General features: G+C 56.9%; 17 protein-coding genes. 13 read left to right on the forward strand and 4 right to left on the reverse strand.

Annotated features, from left to right (window positions below):
* Positions 1–143: 143 nt before the first annotated feature.
* Positions 144–704: an ADP compounds hydrolase NudE gene (gene nudE, locus EDF82_RS20455; RefSeq protein ID WP_123757331.1), complete on the forward strand. Its 561-nt coding sequence runs from the start codon at positions 144–146 to the stop codon at positions 702–704.
* A 67-nt stretch (positions 705–771) separates the two neighbouring features.
* Here the strand turns inward: nudE and mrcA are convergent, their stop codons facing one another.
* Positions 772–3,330: a peptidoglycan glycosyltransferase/peptidoglycan DD-transpeptidase MrcA gene (gene mrcA / locus EDF82_RS20460; RefSeq protein ID WP_199733708.1), complete on the reverse strand. Its 2,559-nt coding sequence runs from the start codon at positions 3,328–3,330 to the stop codon at positions 772–774.
* 118 nt (positions 3,331–3,448) lie between these two features.
* On the opposite strand from mrcA, the gene EDF82_RS20465 reads away from it, so the two are divergent.
* The 12 genes from EDF82_RS20465 to trpS all read left to right on the forward strand — a co-directional run bounded on the left by EDF82_RS20465 (position 3,449) and on the right by trpS (position 13,563).
* Positions 3,449–4,234 (forward strand): pilus assembly protein, encoded by a 786-nt coding sequence (locus EDF82_RS20465; RefSeq protein WP_123757333.1) that lies wholly within the window; start codon positions 3,449–3,451, stop codon positions 4,232–4,234.
* A 2-nt stretch (positions 4,235–4,236) separates the two neighbouring features.
* Positions 4,237–4,776, forward strand: coding sequence for a PilN domain-containing protein (locus EDF82_RS20470; protein ID WP_123757334.1), 540 nt, complete (start codon positions 4,237–4,239; stop codon positions 4,774–4,776).
* Positions 4,760–5,209 (forward strand): hypothetical protein, encoded by a 450-nt coding sequence (locus EDF82_RS20475; protein ID WP_123757335.1) that lies wholly within the window; start codon positions 4,760–4,762, stop codon positions 5,207–5,209. Before EDF82_RS20470 ends, EDF82_RS20475 begins: the two co-directional genes overlap by 17 nt.
* On the forward strand, positions 5,199–5,597 hold the full coding sequence (locus EDF82_RS20480) for a HofP DNA utilization family protein (protein WP_123757336.1): 399 nt from the start codon (positions 5,199–5,201) through the stop codon (positions 5,595–5,597). The genes EDF82_RS20475 and EDF82_RS20480 overlap by 11 nt, the downstream gene beginning before the upstream one ends.
* On the forward strand, positions 5,521–6,774 hold the full coding sequence (gene hofQ / locus EDF82_RS20485) for a DNA uptake porin HofQ (RefSeq protein ID WP_123757337.1): 1,254 nt from the start codon (positions 5,521–5,523) through the stop codon (positions 6,772–6,774). Before EDF82_RS20480 ends, hofQ begins: the two co-directional genes overlap by 77 nt.
* A 389-nt stretch (positions 6,775–7,163) precedes the next feature.
* A complete protein-coding gene (aroK, locus tag EDF82_RS20500) occupies positions 7,164–7,685 on the forward strand; it encodes a shikimate kinase AroK (protein WP_004868452.1) in 522 nt (173 codons plus the stop codon).
* 54 nt (positions 7,686–7,739) lie between these two features.
* Complete coding sequence (gene aroB, locus EDF82_RS20505) at positions 7,740–8,834, forward strand: 3-dehydroquinate synthase (RefSeq protein ID WP_123757338.1); 1,095 nt, start codon at positions 7,740–7,742, stop codon at positions 8,832–8,834.
* Positions 8,835–8,918: 84 nt separating this feature from the next.
* Positions 8,919–10,217: a cell division protein DamX gene (gene damX / locus EDF82_RS20510; protein WP_123757339.1), complete on the forward strand. Its 1,299-nt coding sequence runs from the start codon at positions 8,919–8,921 to the stop codon at positions 10,215–10,217.
* A gap of 76 nt (positions 10,218–10,293) precedes the next feature.
* A complete protein-coding gene (gene dam / locus EDF82_RS20515; protein ID WP_123757340.1) occupies positions 10,294–11,118 on the forward strand; it encodes an adenine-specific DNA-methyltransferase in 825 nt (274 codons plus the stop codon).
* Between the two features lie 16 nt (positions 11,119–11,134).
* A complete protein-coding gene (rpe, locus tag EDF82_RS20520; RefSeq protein WP_123757341.1) occupies positions 11,135–11,812 on the forward strand; it encodes a ribulose-phosphate 3-epimerase in 678 nt (225 codons plus the stop codon).
* The gene (gph, locus tag EDF82_RS20525) at positions 11,805–12,566 is read left to right on the forward strand and encodes a phosphoglycolate phosphatase (protein WP_123757342.1); all 762 of its coding nucleotides are present in this window, start codon (positions 11,805–11,807) and stop codon (positions 12,564–12,566) included. The genes rpe and gph overlap by 8 nt, the downstream gene beginning before the upstream one ends.
* Positions 12,559–13,563, forward strand: a complete 1,005-nt coding sequence (gene trpS / locus EDF82_RS20530; protein ID WP_123757343.1) for a tryptophan--tRNA ligase — start codon at positions 12,559–12,561, stop codon at positions 13,561–13,563. The genes gph and trpS overlap by 8 nt, the downstream gene beginning before the upstream one ends.
* A gap of 69 nt (positions 13,564–13,632) precedes the next feature.
* Here the strand turns inward: trpS and cysG are convergent, their stop codons facing one another.
* From cysG to nirB, 3 genes are all read right to left on the reverse strand, one after another.
* Positions 13,633–15,006, reverse strand: coding sequence for a siroheme synthase CysG (gene cysG / locus EDF82_RS20535; protein WP_123757344.1), 1,374 nt, complete (start codon positions 15,004–15,006; stop codon positions 13,633–13,635).
* A gap of 153 nt (positions 15,007–15,159) precedes the next feature.
* Complete coding sequence (nirD, locus tag EDF82_RS20540) at positions 15,160–15,486, reverse strand: nitrite reductase small subunit NirD (protein WP_123757345.1); 327 nt, start codon at positions 15,484–15,486, stop codon at positions 15,160–15,162.
* On the reverse strand, positions 15,483–18,026 hold the full coding sequence (gene nirB / locus EDF82_RS20545) for a nitrite reductase large subunit NirB (RefSeq protein WP_123757346.1): 2,544 nt from the start codon (positions 18,024–18,026) through the stop codon (positions 15,483–15,485). Before nirB ends, nirD begins: the two co-directional genes overlap by 4 nt.
* Positions 18,027–18,207: the final 181 nt, after the last annotated feature.

Raw genomic sequence — 18,207 nt, forward strand, 5'->3', positions numbered from 1 at the left:
AAACTATTGACTTTTTTATCTTAATCAGCGTTCGCCTACCGCTATTTAGGTTGCAATTATGTAAATTAGTGGCGAATTGAATTGCCGAAACCGTGGCGCGTATCGCACAATGCCTTCTGGAATCACAGCATAGATCGATAACAATGAGCAAATCATTACAAAAACCCACCATTCTTAATGTTGAAACAGTAGCGCGTTCGCGTCTTTTTAACGTTGAAAGTGTGGATCTGGAGTTCAGCAACGGTGTGCGTCGCGTGTATGAACGCATGCGTCCTTCTACGCGTGAAGCCGTGATGATTGTCCCGATTGTTGATGACCACCTCATCCTGATTCGTGAATATGCCGTTGGCACCGAATCCTATGAACTGGGGTTCTCCAAAGGGTTGATTGATCCGGGTGAAACCGTGCTGGAGGCGGCGAACCGCGAACTGAAAGAAGAAGTCGGTTTCGGTGCCAACCAGCTGACGTTCCTGAAAAAACTGAGCATGGCGCCGTCGTATTTCTCCAGCAAGATGAATATTCTGGTGGCGGAAGACCTGTATCCGGAATCGCTGCCGGGCGATGAGCCGGAGCCGTTACCGCAGGTGCGCTGGCCGATATCGCAGCTGATGACGCTGCTGGATGAAGAAGACTTTAATGAAGCGCGCAACGTCAGTGCGTTGTTCCTGGTCCGTGAATGGCTGCTGGCTCAGGGGCGGTTGTAGTTCGCGAAAGTCAGGTGCCGATCCGAGCACAGAGATAAAGAAAAAGCGCCCGCAGGCGCTTTTTTTGTCAGAACAATTCGTGAGTTTCGCCACCGCCATCGGTGATGGTGGTCCCCACTTCATGCACCGCCTGATGAGTAGGCTGCGTGCCTTCGATGAAGTATTCGGCGCGGCTGTTACCCCCGCTCGCGAGCTGCCCGGTGCTCCGGTCGATATTCACCGTCACCACGCCAGGTGGCGGAGTTAGCGGCTCTTCCGGTACGCCTTCCAGCACCCGTTTCATAAAGTCATCCCAGGCCGGCTGGGCGCTTTTTGCCCCCCCTTCATAGCCGGAGATCTGATCTTTAATCGCCCCGGAAGCGGTGGTCCGCCCCAGGTCGCGGCGGTGATCGTCGAAACCAATCCATACCGACGTGACGACGCCAGGACCGTAGCCCGAGAACCAGGCGTCTTTAGAGCTGTTGGTGGTCCCGGTTTTACCGCCGATATCTTTGCGTTGCAGGTCGCGACCGGCACGCCAGCCGGTACCCATCCAGCCTGGTTCGCCGAAAATGTTGGTGTTCAGCGCGCTTTTAATCAGGAATGCCAGCGGGGTGTTAATCACGTGCGGCGCGTATTCCTGCGTGCCGGTTTGCGCGACCAGAGACTGGTTAGCCTGTTCAAGCTGTGGCTGCGGCGGTACCGGAATATTCTGTGCGGTGTCAGAGGTGGCGACATCTTCGACATCCTTGTTTTCCAGCACGTTGGATTTCGGTGTGTCACCGTAAATCACCGGCACATCGCACTGTGGGCAGGCAATCTTCGGTCGTTCTTCGAAGATCACACCGGCCTGGTCGTTCTCGATTTTGCTGATAAAGAAAGGCGTCACCAGGAAACCGCCGTTCGCCATCACCGAGTAACCGCGGGCCACCTGCAGCGGCGTAAAGGAAGCGGAACCCAGCGCCAGCGATTCGGTACGTACGATATTCTGTGCCGGGAAGCCGAAGCGCTGCAGATATTCCGCGGCATAATCGACGCCCATAGCGCGCATGGCGCGTACCATCACCACGTTTTTCGACTGTCCCAGCCCCTGACGCAGGCGGATCGGGCCGGCGTACTGCGGCGGGGAGTTCTTCGGCTGCCAGTCGGAACCGGCGCCGGCGTCCCAGCGGGAAATCGGTACGTCGTTGAGCATACTTGCCAGGGTCAGGCCCTTATCCATCGCCGCGGTATAGAGGAACGGCTTGATGTTTGAGCCGACCTGACGCAGCGCCTGGGTCGCGCGGTTAAATTTGCTCTGATTGAAATCGAAACCGCCAACCAGCGCGATAATGGCGCCATTTTGCGGGTTGATGGATACCAGCGCCGAGTTGACGTCCGGAACCTGTGAGAGCGCCCAGTTAGCACCCACCTGGCGCACCCACACCTGCTGCCCGGCCTGCAGTACGTCGGTCACTTTACGTGGCGTAGCGCCCTGTTGGGTATCGGAGATAAAGCGACGCGCCCAGCGGACGGCATCAATATTCAGCGTGACGGCGGTACCGTTGTTTAATAGTGCAACGGCTTCCTGCGGGTTCGCCGCGGTGATCACCGCAGGCGTCAGCGGCCCGTATCCCGGCAGTCGTTTGAGCTCCGCCAGAATTTTAGCGTTATCCCACGGGGTTTCACCCACTTTCCACAGCACATTTGCCGGGCCGCGGTAGCCGTGGCGCATATCGTAATCCAGCACATTATTGCGGACTGCCTGCTGGGCCGATTGCTGATTTTTACGGGTAATGGTGGTGTAAACGCGGTAGCCATCTTCATAGGCCTGCTCGCCGTAGCGGCGGACCATTTCCTGGCGGACCATTTCACTCAGATAAGGCGCGGAGAAGGCAATTTCCGGTGCGTGGTAGCGAGCGTCGATGCTTTCGCTACGTGCGCTGTCGTACTGCGTCTGGGTGATATAGCCTTCACTCAGCATACGCGCCAGAACCACGTTGCGACGTGCGGTAGCGCGATCCATCGAATAGAGCGGGTTAAAGGTCGACGGTGCTTTAGGCAGGCCGGCAATTACCGCCATTTCACTCAGCGTCAGCTGATCGACGTTTTTACCAAAGTAGACCTGCGCCGCGGCGCCAACGCCGTAGGCACGGTAGCCGAGATAGATTTTATTCAGGTACAGCTCAAGGATTTCATCTTTATTCAGCAACTGCTCGATGCGGATCGCCAGGAAGGCTTCTTTGATCTTACGCATCAGGGTCTTCTCCGGACTGAGGAAGAAGTTACGCGCAAGCTGCTGAGTGATGGTACTGGCACCTTGCGAAGCATGACCGGAGAACATGGCCACGCTGACGGCACGGAAGATACCGACGGGGTCAATGCCATGGTGCTCATAGAAACGGCTGTCTTCGGTGGCAACAATCGCTTTGATCAGTTCAGGCGGCATTTGCTGCAACGTGACAGGAATACGACGTTTTTCGCCATATTGCGCGATCAGCTCGCCATCCGCGCTATAGACCTGCATCGGGATCTGCAAACGCACATCCTTCAAGGTCGCGACATCGGGGAGTTGCGGCTCAATATATTTATAAAGGCCAAAAATCGAGCCTGCTCCCAGCAGTACGCAACAGACTGCAAGGATCAATAGATACTTTACGAACTTCACCGGAGATTTCCCATTTAGTTTGATTTGGGCAGTTTATAAACAAACGCGCGGTAGTATAAAGGCAAGCCTGGTGCATTGATAGAGTCGAGCCGTAATGGCGGACAAGGAGATCGTAAGCATGGCTTTCAGCAACTGGCGAATAGGGATGCATATCCAGCAGGACGAAATCGTGCTTGTGGCGCTGCGTTACGCGCGCTCACGTTGGGCGTTATGTCGCTGGTGGCGTATCCCGCTGACACCCGGCACCGTTCGTCATGGAATGGTGGTTGACGTTGTCGGGCTGGCACAGCAGCTACGGCACTGGCGGCGAGAGTTGCCGCTGCAACACCAGGTCAGCATTGCCTTTCCGGCCAGCCGAACCCTGCAAAAGCGGCTGCCGCGAACACAGCTGTCCCTCAGCGAAAGTGAACGCGCGCAATGGATAACCAGCGTTATGGCACAGCAACTGGAAATGCCCGTCGCCTCACTCTGCATCGATTATTCGGCCGCACCGGCACTGACTGAATGGCGGGTGACGGCGGCGCAACGCCTGGAGATCGACCTGCTGCGCCAGCTCGCGGTGCGTCTGAAGCTAAGAGTGGCAGAGATTGTGCCGGATGCCAGTGCTCTCAGCGCCTATTTCCCCTGGCTGCCTTCAGGATCGCACGGTCTGGGGTGGCGTCATGGCCAGAACTGGTTGTGGGCCACGCAAGAGGGTTGGGGCTGCTCGTCCTGCACTGAAACCGCTTCATTTACCCAGCTTGCCCGGCAGATCAACGCCGAGTCACTCCAGCATTGCGCTGCTGGTTCCGGCGATGAACCCTGCTTTGACCCCTGGAGCGTCATTTACCGCCTGCAACCCCCGTTGCCAGAGGGCGGCGATGGCTTTGCCGTGGCGATCGGGCTGGCGTTAGGCGGGCGTTAACCATGGCTGCCCTGGTCAATTTTCTACCCTGGCGTGACGTGCGCCGCCGTCAGCGAGTGCGCATCGGGATGCTGTATGCCATCGGGCTGGTACTGACGCTGCTGACGCTCGCCGTGGCTCAGCGGGCAGCACGCGACGCCGGCGAGGCACCTGTCGCGGTACGCATGGCGGCGGACAACCAGCTCCTTGCTGCCCTCAGCCAGCGCGAAAGCCTGCTGCTGGAGCGGCAACAGCAGTGGGAACAACGGCGCCAGCGGCAGCACAGACGAGCGTTGACCGAGGCCTGGCATCAGCGTCTACAGACCATTGCCACGCGGCTTCCATCACAGGTCTGGTTAACCCGGCTGGAGTATCAGCGTGATGCCCTGACGTTGAGCGGGCAGGCCTTGAACCTGAACGCCGTAGCGGGGCTGGAGCAGGCTCTCAGTGCGGTTTCCGGGTTCCGGCCCGCGAGGGCTGGTGAAACGCGTCGCGGTGAGCAGGGGTACTGGCAGTTTAGTTTTTCGCTTGCCGGAGAGCACGCCGATGCGAGCCATCATTGAGCGCTGGAGCGGGCTGCTTTATACCGGGCGCGGCGGCCAGCTGGCGCTGCCGATCGTGCTGGTATTGCTGGTGGCGGGGTATTTCTGGTTCTCGTTACCACCTGCGCCAGTTGAAGGCCATGAGCCTCCCGGCATACGCCAGCAGTGGCTGCGGCTGATGCCGCTACAGGTCGCTGCGCAGCAGGATAGCGTTGAAGAACCCATCACGCAGCGCTTTTCTCCGATGGATCTGCCCGGTGCTGGCAGCAAACTGCTGGCCTGGCGTCCTGTGGGGCGAGGGGGAGAACTGGTGCTGGATGTCCGCTGGCAGGCGGTACCGCCTCTGTTTTCGTGGCTCGCGCAGTGCAGTATGCGCGTCACGGCGTTTTCACTTCATCCTCTCAAGGGATCGTTGCAGATGACGCTGGCGCTGGAGGCCGAGCATGCGGATTAACGGGTGGTGTCTGCTGTGTCTGCTTCCGTTGCCGGGGCTGGCTGCCGAACGCGATCCGTTTGAGCCAGTGGAAGACCGCTGCCAGACGGCGCAGCTGGCGCAATGGCATTACGGCGGCGCGGTGGGTACTGCGCAGCAGAACGTGGGTTACCTGCAGGACAGCGCAGGGAAATGGCGCCGCGTACGGGTGGATGACGTCTTGCCTTCTGGCTGGCAAGTCACTGCGCTGACGGCGGAACGCATTGAAATCACTACCGGGCCAGGATGCGAACCCCTGCATTGGGCGTGGAAGCGAAAGGAGGTCGGAATAAATGATGCGATGGATAAGCCTGCTGATTCTGCTGCTACCAGCAATGGCGCTTACCGCGAGCGGAGCGGCAAAAAATGAGCCGCCAGTTTCTCTGATGGTTGATGATGTGCCGGTTGCTCAGGTGCTGCAAACCCTGGCAGAAATGCGGCAAAAAAACCTGATTATCGCGCCGGACGTCAGCGGTTCGCTGTCGCTGCATCTTAAAAATATTCCCTGGCAGCAGGCGTTACGGTCGGTTATCGATAGCGCCGGACTGACGCTTAGCCAGCAGGGCACGGTTCTCTATGTGCACACGCTGGCCTGGAAAAACGCCCGGCAGGCACAGCAGGAGGCGGAACGTGAGAAGCGATTACTTAGCTTGCCGTTACAACGGCACAGCATGACTTTGCACTATGCCGACGCGGCGGAGCTGGCGAAGGTCGGGGATAAATTACTCAGCGCTCGTGGCAGCCTGACGGTGGATACACGCACCAATCGCCTGCTGATGCGCGATGATGCCCGCCATCTTGCGATCCTGAAAGCGTGGGCGCAGGAGATGGATCTCCCGGTTGGTCAGGTCGAACTGGCTGCGCATATTGTTTCCATGAGTGAAACCAGCCTGCGTGAACTGGGGGTGAAATGGAGTCTGGCCGAGGCCAGCAATACGCCAGGTTTCGGCAAGCTAACGACCTTGAGCAGTCAGCAGGCGGTAAGTCATGCCGATACACGGGCCGGTTTTAACATCGGTCGCATCAGCGGGCGGTTGCTGGAACTGGAGCTCTCGGCGCTGGAACAAAAGCAGCTGGTGGAAATCATCGCCAGCCCCCGTTTGCTGGCTTCCCACATGCAGCCTGCCAGTATCAAACAGGGGAGCGAGATCCCGTATCAGGTTTCCCGGGGTGAAAACGGCGCGACTTCGGTGGAGTTTAAAGAAGCGGTGTTAGGCATGGAGGTCACGCCAACGGTTCTGCAGCAAAACCGTGTGCGCCTGAAGTTACGGATTAGCGAAAATACGCCGGGCCAGGCCCTGAAACAGGAGAATGGCGAAGTGCTGGCGATCGACAAACAAGAAATTGAAACCCAGGTCGAAGTGAAAAGCGGTGAAACGCTGGCGCTGGGCGGCATATTTTCACAAAAAAAGAAATCAGCCCGCGATGGTATTCCCTTACTTAGCGATATCCCCTTGCTTGGTCAGCTGTTTCGTCACGATGGTAAAGGGAAGGAACGACGTGAACTGGTGGTCTTCATCACCCCACGAATTCTGGCAGTGCATTAAGCCCTTTTATTGCTAAACACGTTTCAGGTGTTTGACGTGAGGACGGATTTAGCATACAAGGGGTACCGATTTGAGAGTCGGGTACGGCATCAATCTTCTTTTTTGTCCGGTGATTTAAACAAGATCACTCAGGATGCATCAAGGCGGCAAGCTGATTTACCCCCAGAAACATAGATAACTATGCACCTGGAGGCGAAAAAGTGCAGCCGACGGCAGGGTAGTTTGAATATTGAAGAGTATATTCAGTTGCCAAACCTGCCTGAGTATTGAGATAATTTTCAGTCTGACTCTCGCTCTATTGCATATGAGGTTTCAGTTCATGTCCTGCTGCGCCGGGTAGTTGCGAAGCGGGTTTACCATTAACGAATAGTCTTAGTAGTACCGAAAAAATGGCAGAGAAACGCAATATCTTTCTGGTTGGGCCTATGGGTGCCGGCAAAAGCACTATTGGGCGCCAGTTAGCCCAACAGCTCAATATGGAATTTTACGATTCTGATCAAGAGATTGAGAAACGCACTGGCGCAGATGTAGGCTGGGTTTTCGATGTCGAAGGTGAAGACGGCTTCCGCGACCGTGAAGAAAAGATCATCAATGAGTTGACGGAAAAGCAGGGAATTGTGCTGGCGACTGGCGGCGGCTCTGTGAAATCCCGTGAAACGCGTAACCGTCTCTCCGCCCGCGGCGTGGTGGTGTACCTGGAAACAACGATCGAAAAACAGCTTGCCCGTACGCAGCGTGATAAAAAGCGTCCTCTCTTACAAGTTGAAGCGCCGCCTCGCGAAGTTCTTGAAGCGTTGGCCGACGAACGCAACCCACTGTATGAAGAGATTGCTGACGTCACTATCCGTACCGACGATCAAAGCGCAAAAGTCGTGGCAAACCAGATTATTCATATGCTGGAAAGCAATTGATTCTGGCTTAATAAAGAGCGTCAGAGTAAAAGCAACTGAGGTGGACGTCGCGTTATGGAGAGGCTTACTGTAACTCTCGGGGAACGTAGTTACCCGATTACCATCGCGGCTGGTTTGTTTAACGATCCAGCTTCCTTCCAGCCACTGAAATCAGGCGATCAGGTAATGCTGGTCACCAATGAGACTCTGGCGCCGCTTTATTTGGATAACGTTCGCTCCGTGATGGAGCTGGCGGGTGTTAAGGTTGACAGTGTCATTCTCCCTGACGGCGAGCAGTACAAAAGCCTGGCAGTGATGGATACCGTCTTTACCGCCCTGCTGCAAAAACCGCATGGCCGTGATACGACGCTGGTGGCGCTCGGTGGTGGTGTAGTCGGTGATTTAACCGGCTTTGCTGCGGCTAGCTATCAGCGCGGCGTGCGCTTTATCCAGGTTCCAACCACTCTGCTGTCGCAGGTGGACTCCTCGGTCGGTGGTAAAACGGCCGTCAATCATCCTCTCGGAAAAAACATGATTGGTGCCTTCTGGCAGCCGGTTTCCGTGGTCGTCGATCTCAACTGTCTCAAGACGTTGCCGGCCCGCGAGCTCTCATCCGGACTGGCCGAAGTCATCAAATATGGCATTATCCTTGACCCTGAATTCTTCAGCTGGCTTGAAGACAATATCGATGCGCTGATGGCCCTTGACGAGAAAGCCATGGCGTATTGCATTCGTCGTTGTTGTGAGCTGAAAGCCGAAGTTGTCGCTGCTGACGAGCGCGAAACCGGGTTACGTGCTTTACTCAATCTTGGACATACTTTTGGTCATGCTATTGAGGCCGAAATGGGCTACGGTAACTGGCTCCACGGCGAAGCCGTCGCTGCCGGTATGGTGATGGCCGCGCATACGTCCGAACGATTAGGGCAGTTCAGCAAACAGGACACTCAGCGTATCATTACGCTGTTGCAGCGTGCGGGCTTGCCGGTACGTGGACCGCAGGAGATGTCTGCGCAAGCGTATCTGCCCCACATGATGCGTGATAAGAAAGTGCTGGCCGGTGAGATGCGGCTGGTACTTCCGCTCGCTATAGGGAAAAGCGAAGTACGCGGCGGAGTGCCGCATGATGTTGTTCTTGGCGCGATTGCTGATACTCAGCTAGCGCAACAATAAGAAGGTCTAGCCGCGCTTGCGCGGCGTTATCATTTCAGGTGACATGCAAAAGTCGTGAGCATAAGCCTTTTAGTGGGGTGTTAAATGGATGAATTAAAACCAGAAGACGATCTGAAAGCCGATCGCAGCGATCGTCGTACTGGTCGTTCCCGTCAATCTTCCGAGCGCGATAGCGATCCGCAGATCAATTTTGATGATGTCGATCTTGATGCGGATGACAGCCGTCCAACACGTGCCAGTAAAGCACGCCGCGAGCGCGATGAAGAAGAGTATGAAGAGGACGTAGAGTCTGAAGAAGACGAAGAGCAGGAAGAGCAGCAGGTAGAGCGCCGTCCGCGTAAGCGTAAGAAAGCGCCCTCAAAGCCAGCGTCTCGCCAGTATATTATGATGGGGGTGGGGATCCTCGTGCTGCTGCTGCTGATTGTTGGCATCGGTTCTGCACTGAAGTCGCCGTCCTCTTCCAGCGAACAAACCGCATCAGGTGAAAAGAGCATCAACCTGTCAGACGATCAGTCTGGTAATGCTCAGCCAGCCTCTCAGGAGCCGTCTGCTTCTCAGGGTCAGACTGCGGGTACCACTCAGCAGCAGGACGTCTCTCTGCCGCCAATCGCCGCTAACCCGACTCAAGGCCAGACGACCACTGAGCCGCAAGGGCAGCAGCGTGTTGAAGTTCAGGGCGATCTGAACAATGCACTGACTCAGCAACCGGGCCAGATTGACAGCGCTGTGGCTAACTCCACACTGCCGACCGAACCTGCCACCGTTGCTCCGGTACGCAATGGCACCGCGCCGCGTCAGGCGACAACCGAACGTCAGACTGCCGCCACCCAGCGTCCGGCAGAGCGTAAGCATACGGTTATTGAGCCGAAGCCCGTTGCGAAAGCGCCGGTTGAAGCGAAGCCAGTACAGCCTAAGCGTGTAGAAAGCACTGCGGCAACCGCCCCGGTGAAAGCGCCTGTTACCCAGCCGAGCAAGCCTGTTGCGACAGCACAGACTAAACCTGCTCCGGCAGCCACGGCGACCGCGCCAGCGGCCACTGCAGCAGCCACAACGGCGGCGACAGCGGCTCCGGCAGCAGCTGCCGGTGGTAAAACAGCGGGTGATGTCAGCTCCATGAAAGCGGCACCGTCTGGCAACTACACTCTGCAACTTAGCTCCTCCTCCAACTACAACAACCTGAATAGCTGGGCGAAGAAAGAGAAGCTGGAAAAATATGTTGTCTATGAGACCACCCGCAACGGTCAACCCTGGTATGTACTGGTCAGCGGCATCTACGCCTCGAAAGACGAAGCGAAGCGTGCTGTAACCACTCTGCCAGCGGACGTGCAGGCGAAAAACCCGTGGGCGAAACCGCTGCATCAGGTACAAGCTGACCTGAAATAAGCGCGGTGTAGTCTTAAGCGCAGGGTGCTGTCGGAGCTTTCTCCACAGCCGGAGAATGTGTAATTAGTTAGGCAGCATGAAAAAGAATCGCGCTTTTCTGAAATGGGCAGGGGGGAAATACCCCCTGCTTGACGATATTAAAAAGCATTTGCCGCAAGGTGATTGTCTGATTGAGCCCTTTGTGGGCGCCGGGTCGGTATTTCTTAATACCGACTTTTCTCGTTATATCCTCGCGGACATCAACAGCGATCTGATCGGTCTCTACAACATCGTCAAATTGCAGACTGATGAGTACGTGGCCGCAGCGCGTGACATGTTTACGCCGGAAAATAACGCCGCAGAGCAGTACTACCGGTTCCGGACTGAATTCAACCTGAGCCAGGACCCATTCCGCCGTGCGGTGTTGTTCCTGTACCTCAACCGCCACGGTTACAATGGCCTGTGTCGTTACAACCTGCGCGGTGAATTTAACGTCCCGTTCGGCCGTTACAAGAAACCCTATTTCCCGGAAGCCGAGCTGTATCATTTTGCCCAGAAGGCGCAGAATGCGTACTTCTACTGCGAGTCGTATGCCGACAGCATGGCACGCGCGGACGGGTCTTCGGTGGTCTATTGCGATCCGCCGTATGCCCCTTTGTCGTCGACCGCCAATTTTACGGCATACCACACCAGCAGCTTTAATGCCGAACAGCAGGCGCACCTGGCGCAACTGGCAGAGAATCTGCTCGAACAGCGGGTTCCGGTTCTGATTTCCAACCACGATACGGCGCTGACGCGCGAATGGTATCGTCAGGCTAAGCTGCATGTCGTCAAAGTGCGACGCAGCATCAGCAGCAACGGTGGTACACGAAAGAAGGTGGACGAGCTTCTTGCACTTTACCGTCCGCCCAAGACTAAATAATTTCAAGGAGATGCGGATGAAGCAGTATTTGATTGCCCCTTCGATTCTGTCGGCTGATTTTGCCCGTCTGGGTGAAGATACCGCCAAAGCGTTGGCTGCAGGTGCCGATGTTGTGCACTTTGACGTGATGGACAACCACTACGTGCCGAATCTGACCATCGGCCCTATGGTGCTGAAAGCACTGCGCAACTATGGCATCACCGCACCGATCGACGTGCATCTGATGGTGAAGCCGGTTGACCGCATCATTCCTGATTTCGCCGCGGCGGGCGCCAGTATCATCACCTTCCATCCGGAAGCCTCTGAGCACGTCGACCGTACCCTGCAGTTAATCAAAGAACATGGCTGTAAAGCCGGTCTGGTGTTTAACCCGGCCACTTCGCTGAGCTACCTCGATTACGTGATGGACAAGCTGGACGTTATCCTGCTGATGTCCGTCAACCCAGGTTTCGGCGGCCAGTCTTTCATCCCACAGACGCTGGATAAACTGCGCGAAGTTCGTCAGTGTATTGATGCCTCGGGCTATGACATTCGCCTGGAAGTCGACGGCGGCGTCAAGGTCAGCAATATCGCGGATATTGCAGCAGCGGGTGCCGACATGTTTGTTGCCGGCTCGGCGATTTTCGATCAGCCGGACTACCAGCAGGTTATTGATCAAATGCGCAGTGAATTAGCAAAGGTTAGTCATGGATAAATTACACGCCATTCGCGGTATTGCCTTCGACCTGGACGGGACGCTGGTGGACAGCGCGCCGGGGTTGACTGCCGCGGTTGATAGCGCACTTTACGCGCTGGAGTTACCGGTCGCCGGTGAGCCACGCGTCGTGACCTGGATTGGCAACGGCGCGGATGTTCTGATGGAGCGGGCCCTCAACTGGGCGCGTCAGGAACGTGCCACCCAGCGTGCCGCAATGGGTAAACCGTCTGTCGATCATGACGATATCCCGCAGGCAGAGCAACTGATGGTGTTGCGTAAGCTGTTTGACCGCTACTACGCCGAAGCCGCTGAAGAGGGCAGTTTCCTGTTCCCGGCGGTTGCCGATACCCTCGGTGCCCTGCACGCGAAAGGTTTACCGCTGGCGCTGGTGACCAACAAGCCGACGCCGTTTGTCGCGCCAATCCTCGACGCGCTGGACATCGCGAAATACTTTAGCGTCGTTATTGGCGGCGATGATGTGAAGAATAAAAAACCGCATCCGGATCCGCTGCTGTTGGTAGCGCAGAAACTGGCGCTGGCGCCAGCTGAGCTGTTGTTTGTCGGGGATTCCCGCAATGACATTCAGGCGGCAAAAGCGGCGGGCTGCTGTTCCATCGGGCTGACCTACGGCTATAACTACGGTGAGTCGATTGCCCTCAGCGAACCGGACTACATCTTCGACCAATTTAATGAACTCTTGCCCGCTTTCGGGCTACCGAACAGTGAAACTCAGGAATTGAAAAATGACTAAGCCCATCGTTTTTAGTGGCGCACAGCCCTCAGGTGAATTGACCATTGGCAACTACATGGGTGCGCTGCGTCAGTGGGTGAGCATGCAGGATGATTATCACTGCATCTATTGCATCGTGGATTTGCATGCTATCACCGCGCGTCAGGATCCGGAGAAACTGCGTAAAGCGACGCTGGATACGCTGGCGCTTTATCTGGCCTGCGGGATCGATCCTGAGAAAAGCACCATCTTCGTTCAGTCACACGTGCCGGAGCACGCACAGCTGGGCTGGGCGCTGAACTGCTACACCTATTTCGGCGAACTGAGCCGTATGACCCAGTTCAAGGATAAATCGGCGCGTTATTCAGAAAACATTAACGCCGGCCTGTTCGACTATCCGGTGCTGATGGCGGCGGACATTCTGCTGTATCAGACCAACCAGGTGCCGGTCGGCGAAGACCAGAAGCAACATCTGGAGCTGAGCCGCGATATTGCCCAGCGCTTCAACGCCATCTACGGCGACGTGTTTAAAGTGCCTGAACCGTTTATTCCGAAATCTGGCGCTCGCGTGATGTCCCTGCTTGAGCCGACCAAGAAAATGTCTAAGTCGGACGACAACCGCAATAACGTGATCGGCCTGCTGGAAGACCCGAAATCGGTCGTCAAGAAGATCAAACGTGCAATGACCGACGGTGACGAGCCGCCTGTTGTGCGCTACGACCAGCAGAATAAAGCCGGCGTGTCCAACCTGTTGGATATCCTCTCTGGGGTAACCGGGCAGAGCATCGCCGAGCTGGAACAGCATTTTGAAGGCAAAATGTATGGTCACCTGAAAGGCGAAGTGGCCGATGCCGTGTCCGGCATGCTGCTGGAGCTGCAGGAGCGTTATAACCGCTTCCGTAACGACGAAGCGTTCCTGAACCAGGTGATGAGAGACGGGGCCGACAAGGCCAGCGCTCGTGCGTCTGAGACCCTGAAAGCGGTGTACGACGCTATTGGTTTTGTCGCTAAGCCGTAATCGGTCAGCGTTCGGCAAACAGAGAAGGGCGGGTTATCCCGCCCTTTTGCTATTCAGGCATAGCCTGAATCAATGATGTGAGAACCAGTTCAGTTTGTCTCGCAGGCTGACCACGCGACCCACGATAATCAATGCCGGGCTGGCCATTTGCTGTGCCAGAAGATCCAGCTGATCCAGCGTCCCGGAGACCACCTTCTGGCTGACCGCCGTGCCGTTTTCCACAATGGCGACCGGCATCTCTGCCGCCATACCGTGGGCAATGAGCTTTTCACGGATGGCCGGTGCCTGACTCAGCCCCATATAAAACACCAGGGTTTGTTTCTCTGCAGCCAGATTTTCCCAGTCCATCTCGCCGTCGGTTTTCAGGTGCCCGGTGACAAGCCGCACGCCCTGGGCGTAATCGCGATGGGTCAGCGGGATGCCGGAATAGGCGGAACAGCCGGAAGCGGCGGTGATCCCCGGTACCACGGAGAAGGGGATCCCGGCGTTGCACAGGGTTTCCAGCTCTTCACCCCCGCGGCCGAAAATAAAGGGATCGCCACCTTTCAGACGCACAACGCGGCGCCCGTTCTGGGCTTCGCGCAGCAGGATCTGGTTAATCTCTTCCTGCGGTACGCAGTGGTAACCCGCGCGTTTGCCGACGAACACCCGGTCGGCGTCGCGACGTACCAGATTCATAATGTCGTCGGAGACCAGGCGGTCATACACTACGACGTCGGCCTGCTGAATTTGCTGGAGCCCTTTCAGCGTCAGCAGCCCGGCATCGCCCGGCCCGGCGCCCACCAGCACCACTTCACCACGATGATCCAGTGGCTCCGTAAGCAACTGCTCGGTGGTATCCGCCACGGCCTGACGGTCCTGGTTGGCCAGCGATTGCGCGAGGCGATCGTTGATAAACAGCTTTTCCCAGAAACGGCGACGTTCGCCAACCGTCGCAAACTGTTTTTTCACCCGCGAACGTAGCTGGCCCGCATAGTGCGCGAGCTGACCTAAATGGAGTGGTAACAGGGATTCCAGCTTTTCCCGCAGCAGTCGCGCCAGCACCGGCGAGGTACCGCCAGAGGAGACGGCGACCATCAGCGGCGAACGGTCGATGATCGACGGCATAATAAAGCTGGCCTGCTGCGGCGCATCCACCACGTTACAGAATATCCGACGGGCTTCTGCGGCGTCGCTGACCTGTTGATTGACATCTTCATTGTCGGTGGCGGCAATCGCCAGCCAGCAGGCGTCAAGCAGCACGGGGTCAAAGGGCGCTTTCACCAGCGTCAGCATCTGCGAATCCGCCCACGCCTGGAACTGCGGCGAGAATGCCAGCGCGTTGACCGTTAACCTGGCGCCGGCATCCAGCAACAGGCGCGCCTTGCGTTCGGCAACATCACCGCCGCCGACCAGTAAACAATCGCGACCGCGCAGCTGACAGAAAATAGGTAAGTGGTCCACGGAACATCCTCGCAGAAAAGCAGTGGGAGAGGGTAAGCGGTCGTAGCATAACAGCAGAGGGTTGACGGAATACACGACTTTTCTGGTGTCTACCGCTTAGTGGTCATAAGAAAAAAATAGGGTTCCCTCCGGGTGGGAGGGAACCGCAGGGCGTTATGCTTTCAGCTGCACGTTGCCGTCTTTGACTCGCGCCTCAAAGTGGGCGATGGAGTGGCTTTCATCTTCCATGCACAGACCGTCGCGCAGGCGGAAGCGCTGCTTCTTCAGCGGGCTGGCAACCCACAGCTCGCCTTCGTGCTCGGCAATGATGCCGCGTGACAGTACGCTGGCGTTGAAGAACGGGTCGATATTGCTGATCGCAAACACCCGATCGTCATGGTAGGGCCGGAACAGGGCGACCTGTTGCTGGCCCAGCAGCGCGCAGACGCCGGTTGCGGGCAGGATCTCGTCAATCTTGCAGATGTTTATCCACTGGCTCATGCGTTTTCCTCCACCAGCGTCACCGGGATACGCTCATACGGCGTGGCCGGGCGATGCTGCTCGCGTTCCGCAACGACCTGCACATTCGGGTCGCGCTGGTTGCTGTTGATAAAGTGTTTGAAGCGGGTTTGCGCCGCCGGGGTGTTGACCGTTTCGGTCCACTCGCAGGCGAAGGCGGCACGCAGACGCGCCAGCTCTTCTTCCAGATGTTCGTTCAGGCCCAGCTTGTCGTCGATGATCACGCTGCGCAGGTAGTCGATCCCGCCTTCCATGTTGTCTAACCATGGTGCAGTACGGGTCAGCTTATCGGCGGTGCGGATGTAGAACATCATGAAACGGTCGAGATAGCTGAGCAGCGTTTCACGATCGAGGTCGGCGGCCAGCAGATCGGCGTGGCGCGGTTTCATCCCGCCGTTGCCGCAGACATACAGGTTCCAGCCTTTTTCGGTGGCGATAATCCCCACGTCTTTGCCCTGGGCTTCGGCACATTCACGGGTACAGCCGGAGACGCCAAACTTCATTTTGTGCGGCGTGCGGATGCCCTTGTAGCGGTTTTCCAGCTCGACGCCGAAGCCCACGCTGTCGCCGACGCCGTAGCGGCACCAGGTACTGCCGACGCAGGTTTTTGCCATACGCAGCGCTTTGGCATACGCGTGGCCGGTTTCGAAGCCCGCCTCAATCAGCTGGCGCCAGATTTCCGGCAGGTCGTCTTTTTGCGCGCCGAACAGGCCGATGCGCTGTGAACCGGTAATTTTGGTGTAGAGGTTATATTCGCGTGCAATGCGCCCGACGGCGACCAGGCCTTCCGGGGTGATTTCACCGCCGGCGGAGCGCGGGATCACTGAATAAGTACCGTCTTTCTGGATGTTGGCGAGGAAGTTATCGTTGGTATCCTGCAGCGGCGTATGCTGCGGCTTGAGGATGTACTCATTCCAGCAGGAGGCCAGCAGGGAACCGACCGTCGGCTTACACACTTCACAGCCGTACCCTTTACCGTGTTTCGCCAGCAGCTCTTCGAAGGTTTTAATGCCTTCGACGCGGATCAGGTGGAACAGCTCCTGACGGGAGTAGGCGAAGTGTTCGCACAGGTTGTGGTTAACTTCGATACCCTGTTTCGCCAGCTCGGCGTTCAGCACCTGCGTGACCAGCGGGATACAGCCGCCGCAGCCGGTACCGGCTTTGGTCTCAGCTTTCAGCGCCGCCACGGTATGGCAGCCTTTGTTGATGGCGGAAACCAGCATGCCTTTGGTGACATCGAAGCAGGAACAGATTTGCGCGCTGTCCGGCAGTTTATCGACGCCAATCGACGGTTTGCCGCTGCCCGCATGGGCCGGCAGGATCAGCGAGTCCGGGTTTTCCGGCAGCTCAATACCGTTCAGTACCAGCTGCAGCAGGTTGCCATAGTCGCTGGTATCGCCAACCAGCACCGCGCCAAGCAGGGTTTTATTGTCTTCGCTGACGATCAGGCGTTTATAGACTTCTTTGCTTTCATCGAGATAGACATAGCTACGGGCGCCCGGCGTGCGGCCATGCGCATCACCGATGCCGCCAACGTCGACGCCAAGCAGTTTCAGTTTGGCGCTGAGATCGGCGCCGGTAAAGGCGTTGCTGTTGCCGAGCAGATGATCGACGGTCACCTGCGCCATCTTATAGCCCGGGGCTACCAGGCCATAGACGCGGTTGTCCCAGCTGGCGCATTCGCCGATCGCATAGATATCCGGGTCTGAGGTCTGGCAGGTATCATTCACGACGATGCCGCCACGTTGGGCGACCGCCAGACCGCACTGGGTCGCCAGCTTGTCGCGGGGACGAATACCGGTGGAGAAGACGATAAAGTCGACCTGCAGTTCGCTACCATCGGCAAACTGCATGGTTTTGCGCGCTTCGCTGCCCTGCTGGAGGATCTCTTTGGTGTTTTTGCTGGTATGGACCTTCACGCCCATGCTTTCGATTTTACGCTTGAGCTGTTCGCCGCCCATGTTATCCAGCTGCTCGGCCATCAGCATCGGAGCAAACTCAATCACGTGCGTCTCGACGCCGAGGTTCTTCAGGGCGCCAGCGGCTTCGAGGCCCAGCAGGCCGCCGCCGATGACCGCACCGCGTTTGCTGCGGCGGGCGCAGGATTCGATCGCGTTGAGGTCTTCAATAGTACGGTAGACGAAGCAGTCCTGAGTTTCCGCGCCTTTGATCGGTGGGATCCACGGATAAGACCCTGTTGCCATGACCAGCTTGTCATAAAAGACGGTGCGTCCGGCGCTGGAGTGAATGACTTTCTCCTGACGGTTAATCGTGATCGCACGTTCGCCGATCAACACCTTCACGCCATGTTTTTCGTAAAATCCTTCACGAACCAGCGAAAGTTCTTCCGCAGTGTGGTGGGAGAAGTAAGACGACAGGTGGACACGGTCGTAAGCGATACGGGGTTCTTCACAGAACACGGTAATGTCGAATTGTCCGGCAGGCGCCTTATCAAGAAGCTCTTCGATAAAGCGATGGCCGACCATGCCGTTACCGATAATAGCGATTCTGACTTTGCTCATTTTTGCCTCGATTTCTTTTCTATTACCGCCTACCTTAACGATTCAGCCAGTGCACTTATTGATACAAATCAAGATCGCTCCCGCCTACCACTTAATGGGTATGATCATGATTTTAATGGATTTTTATAAGTTATGGAAAACTCAGGCTTTTCCTTCCTGTTGCTTTTGTGTACAAACTGGA

It is taken from the genome of Klebsiella sp. BIGb0399 (genome assembly GCF_003752615.1).
GTDB classification, from domain to species: domain Bacteria; phylum Pseudomonadota; class Gammaproteobacteria; order Enterobacterales; family Enterobacteriaceae; genus Klebsiella; species Klebsiella lignicola.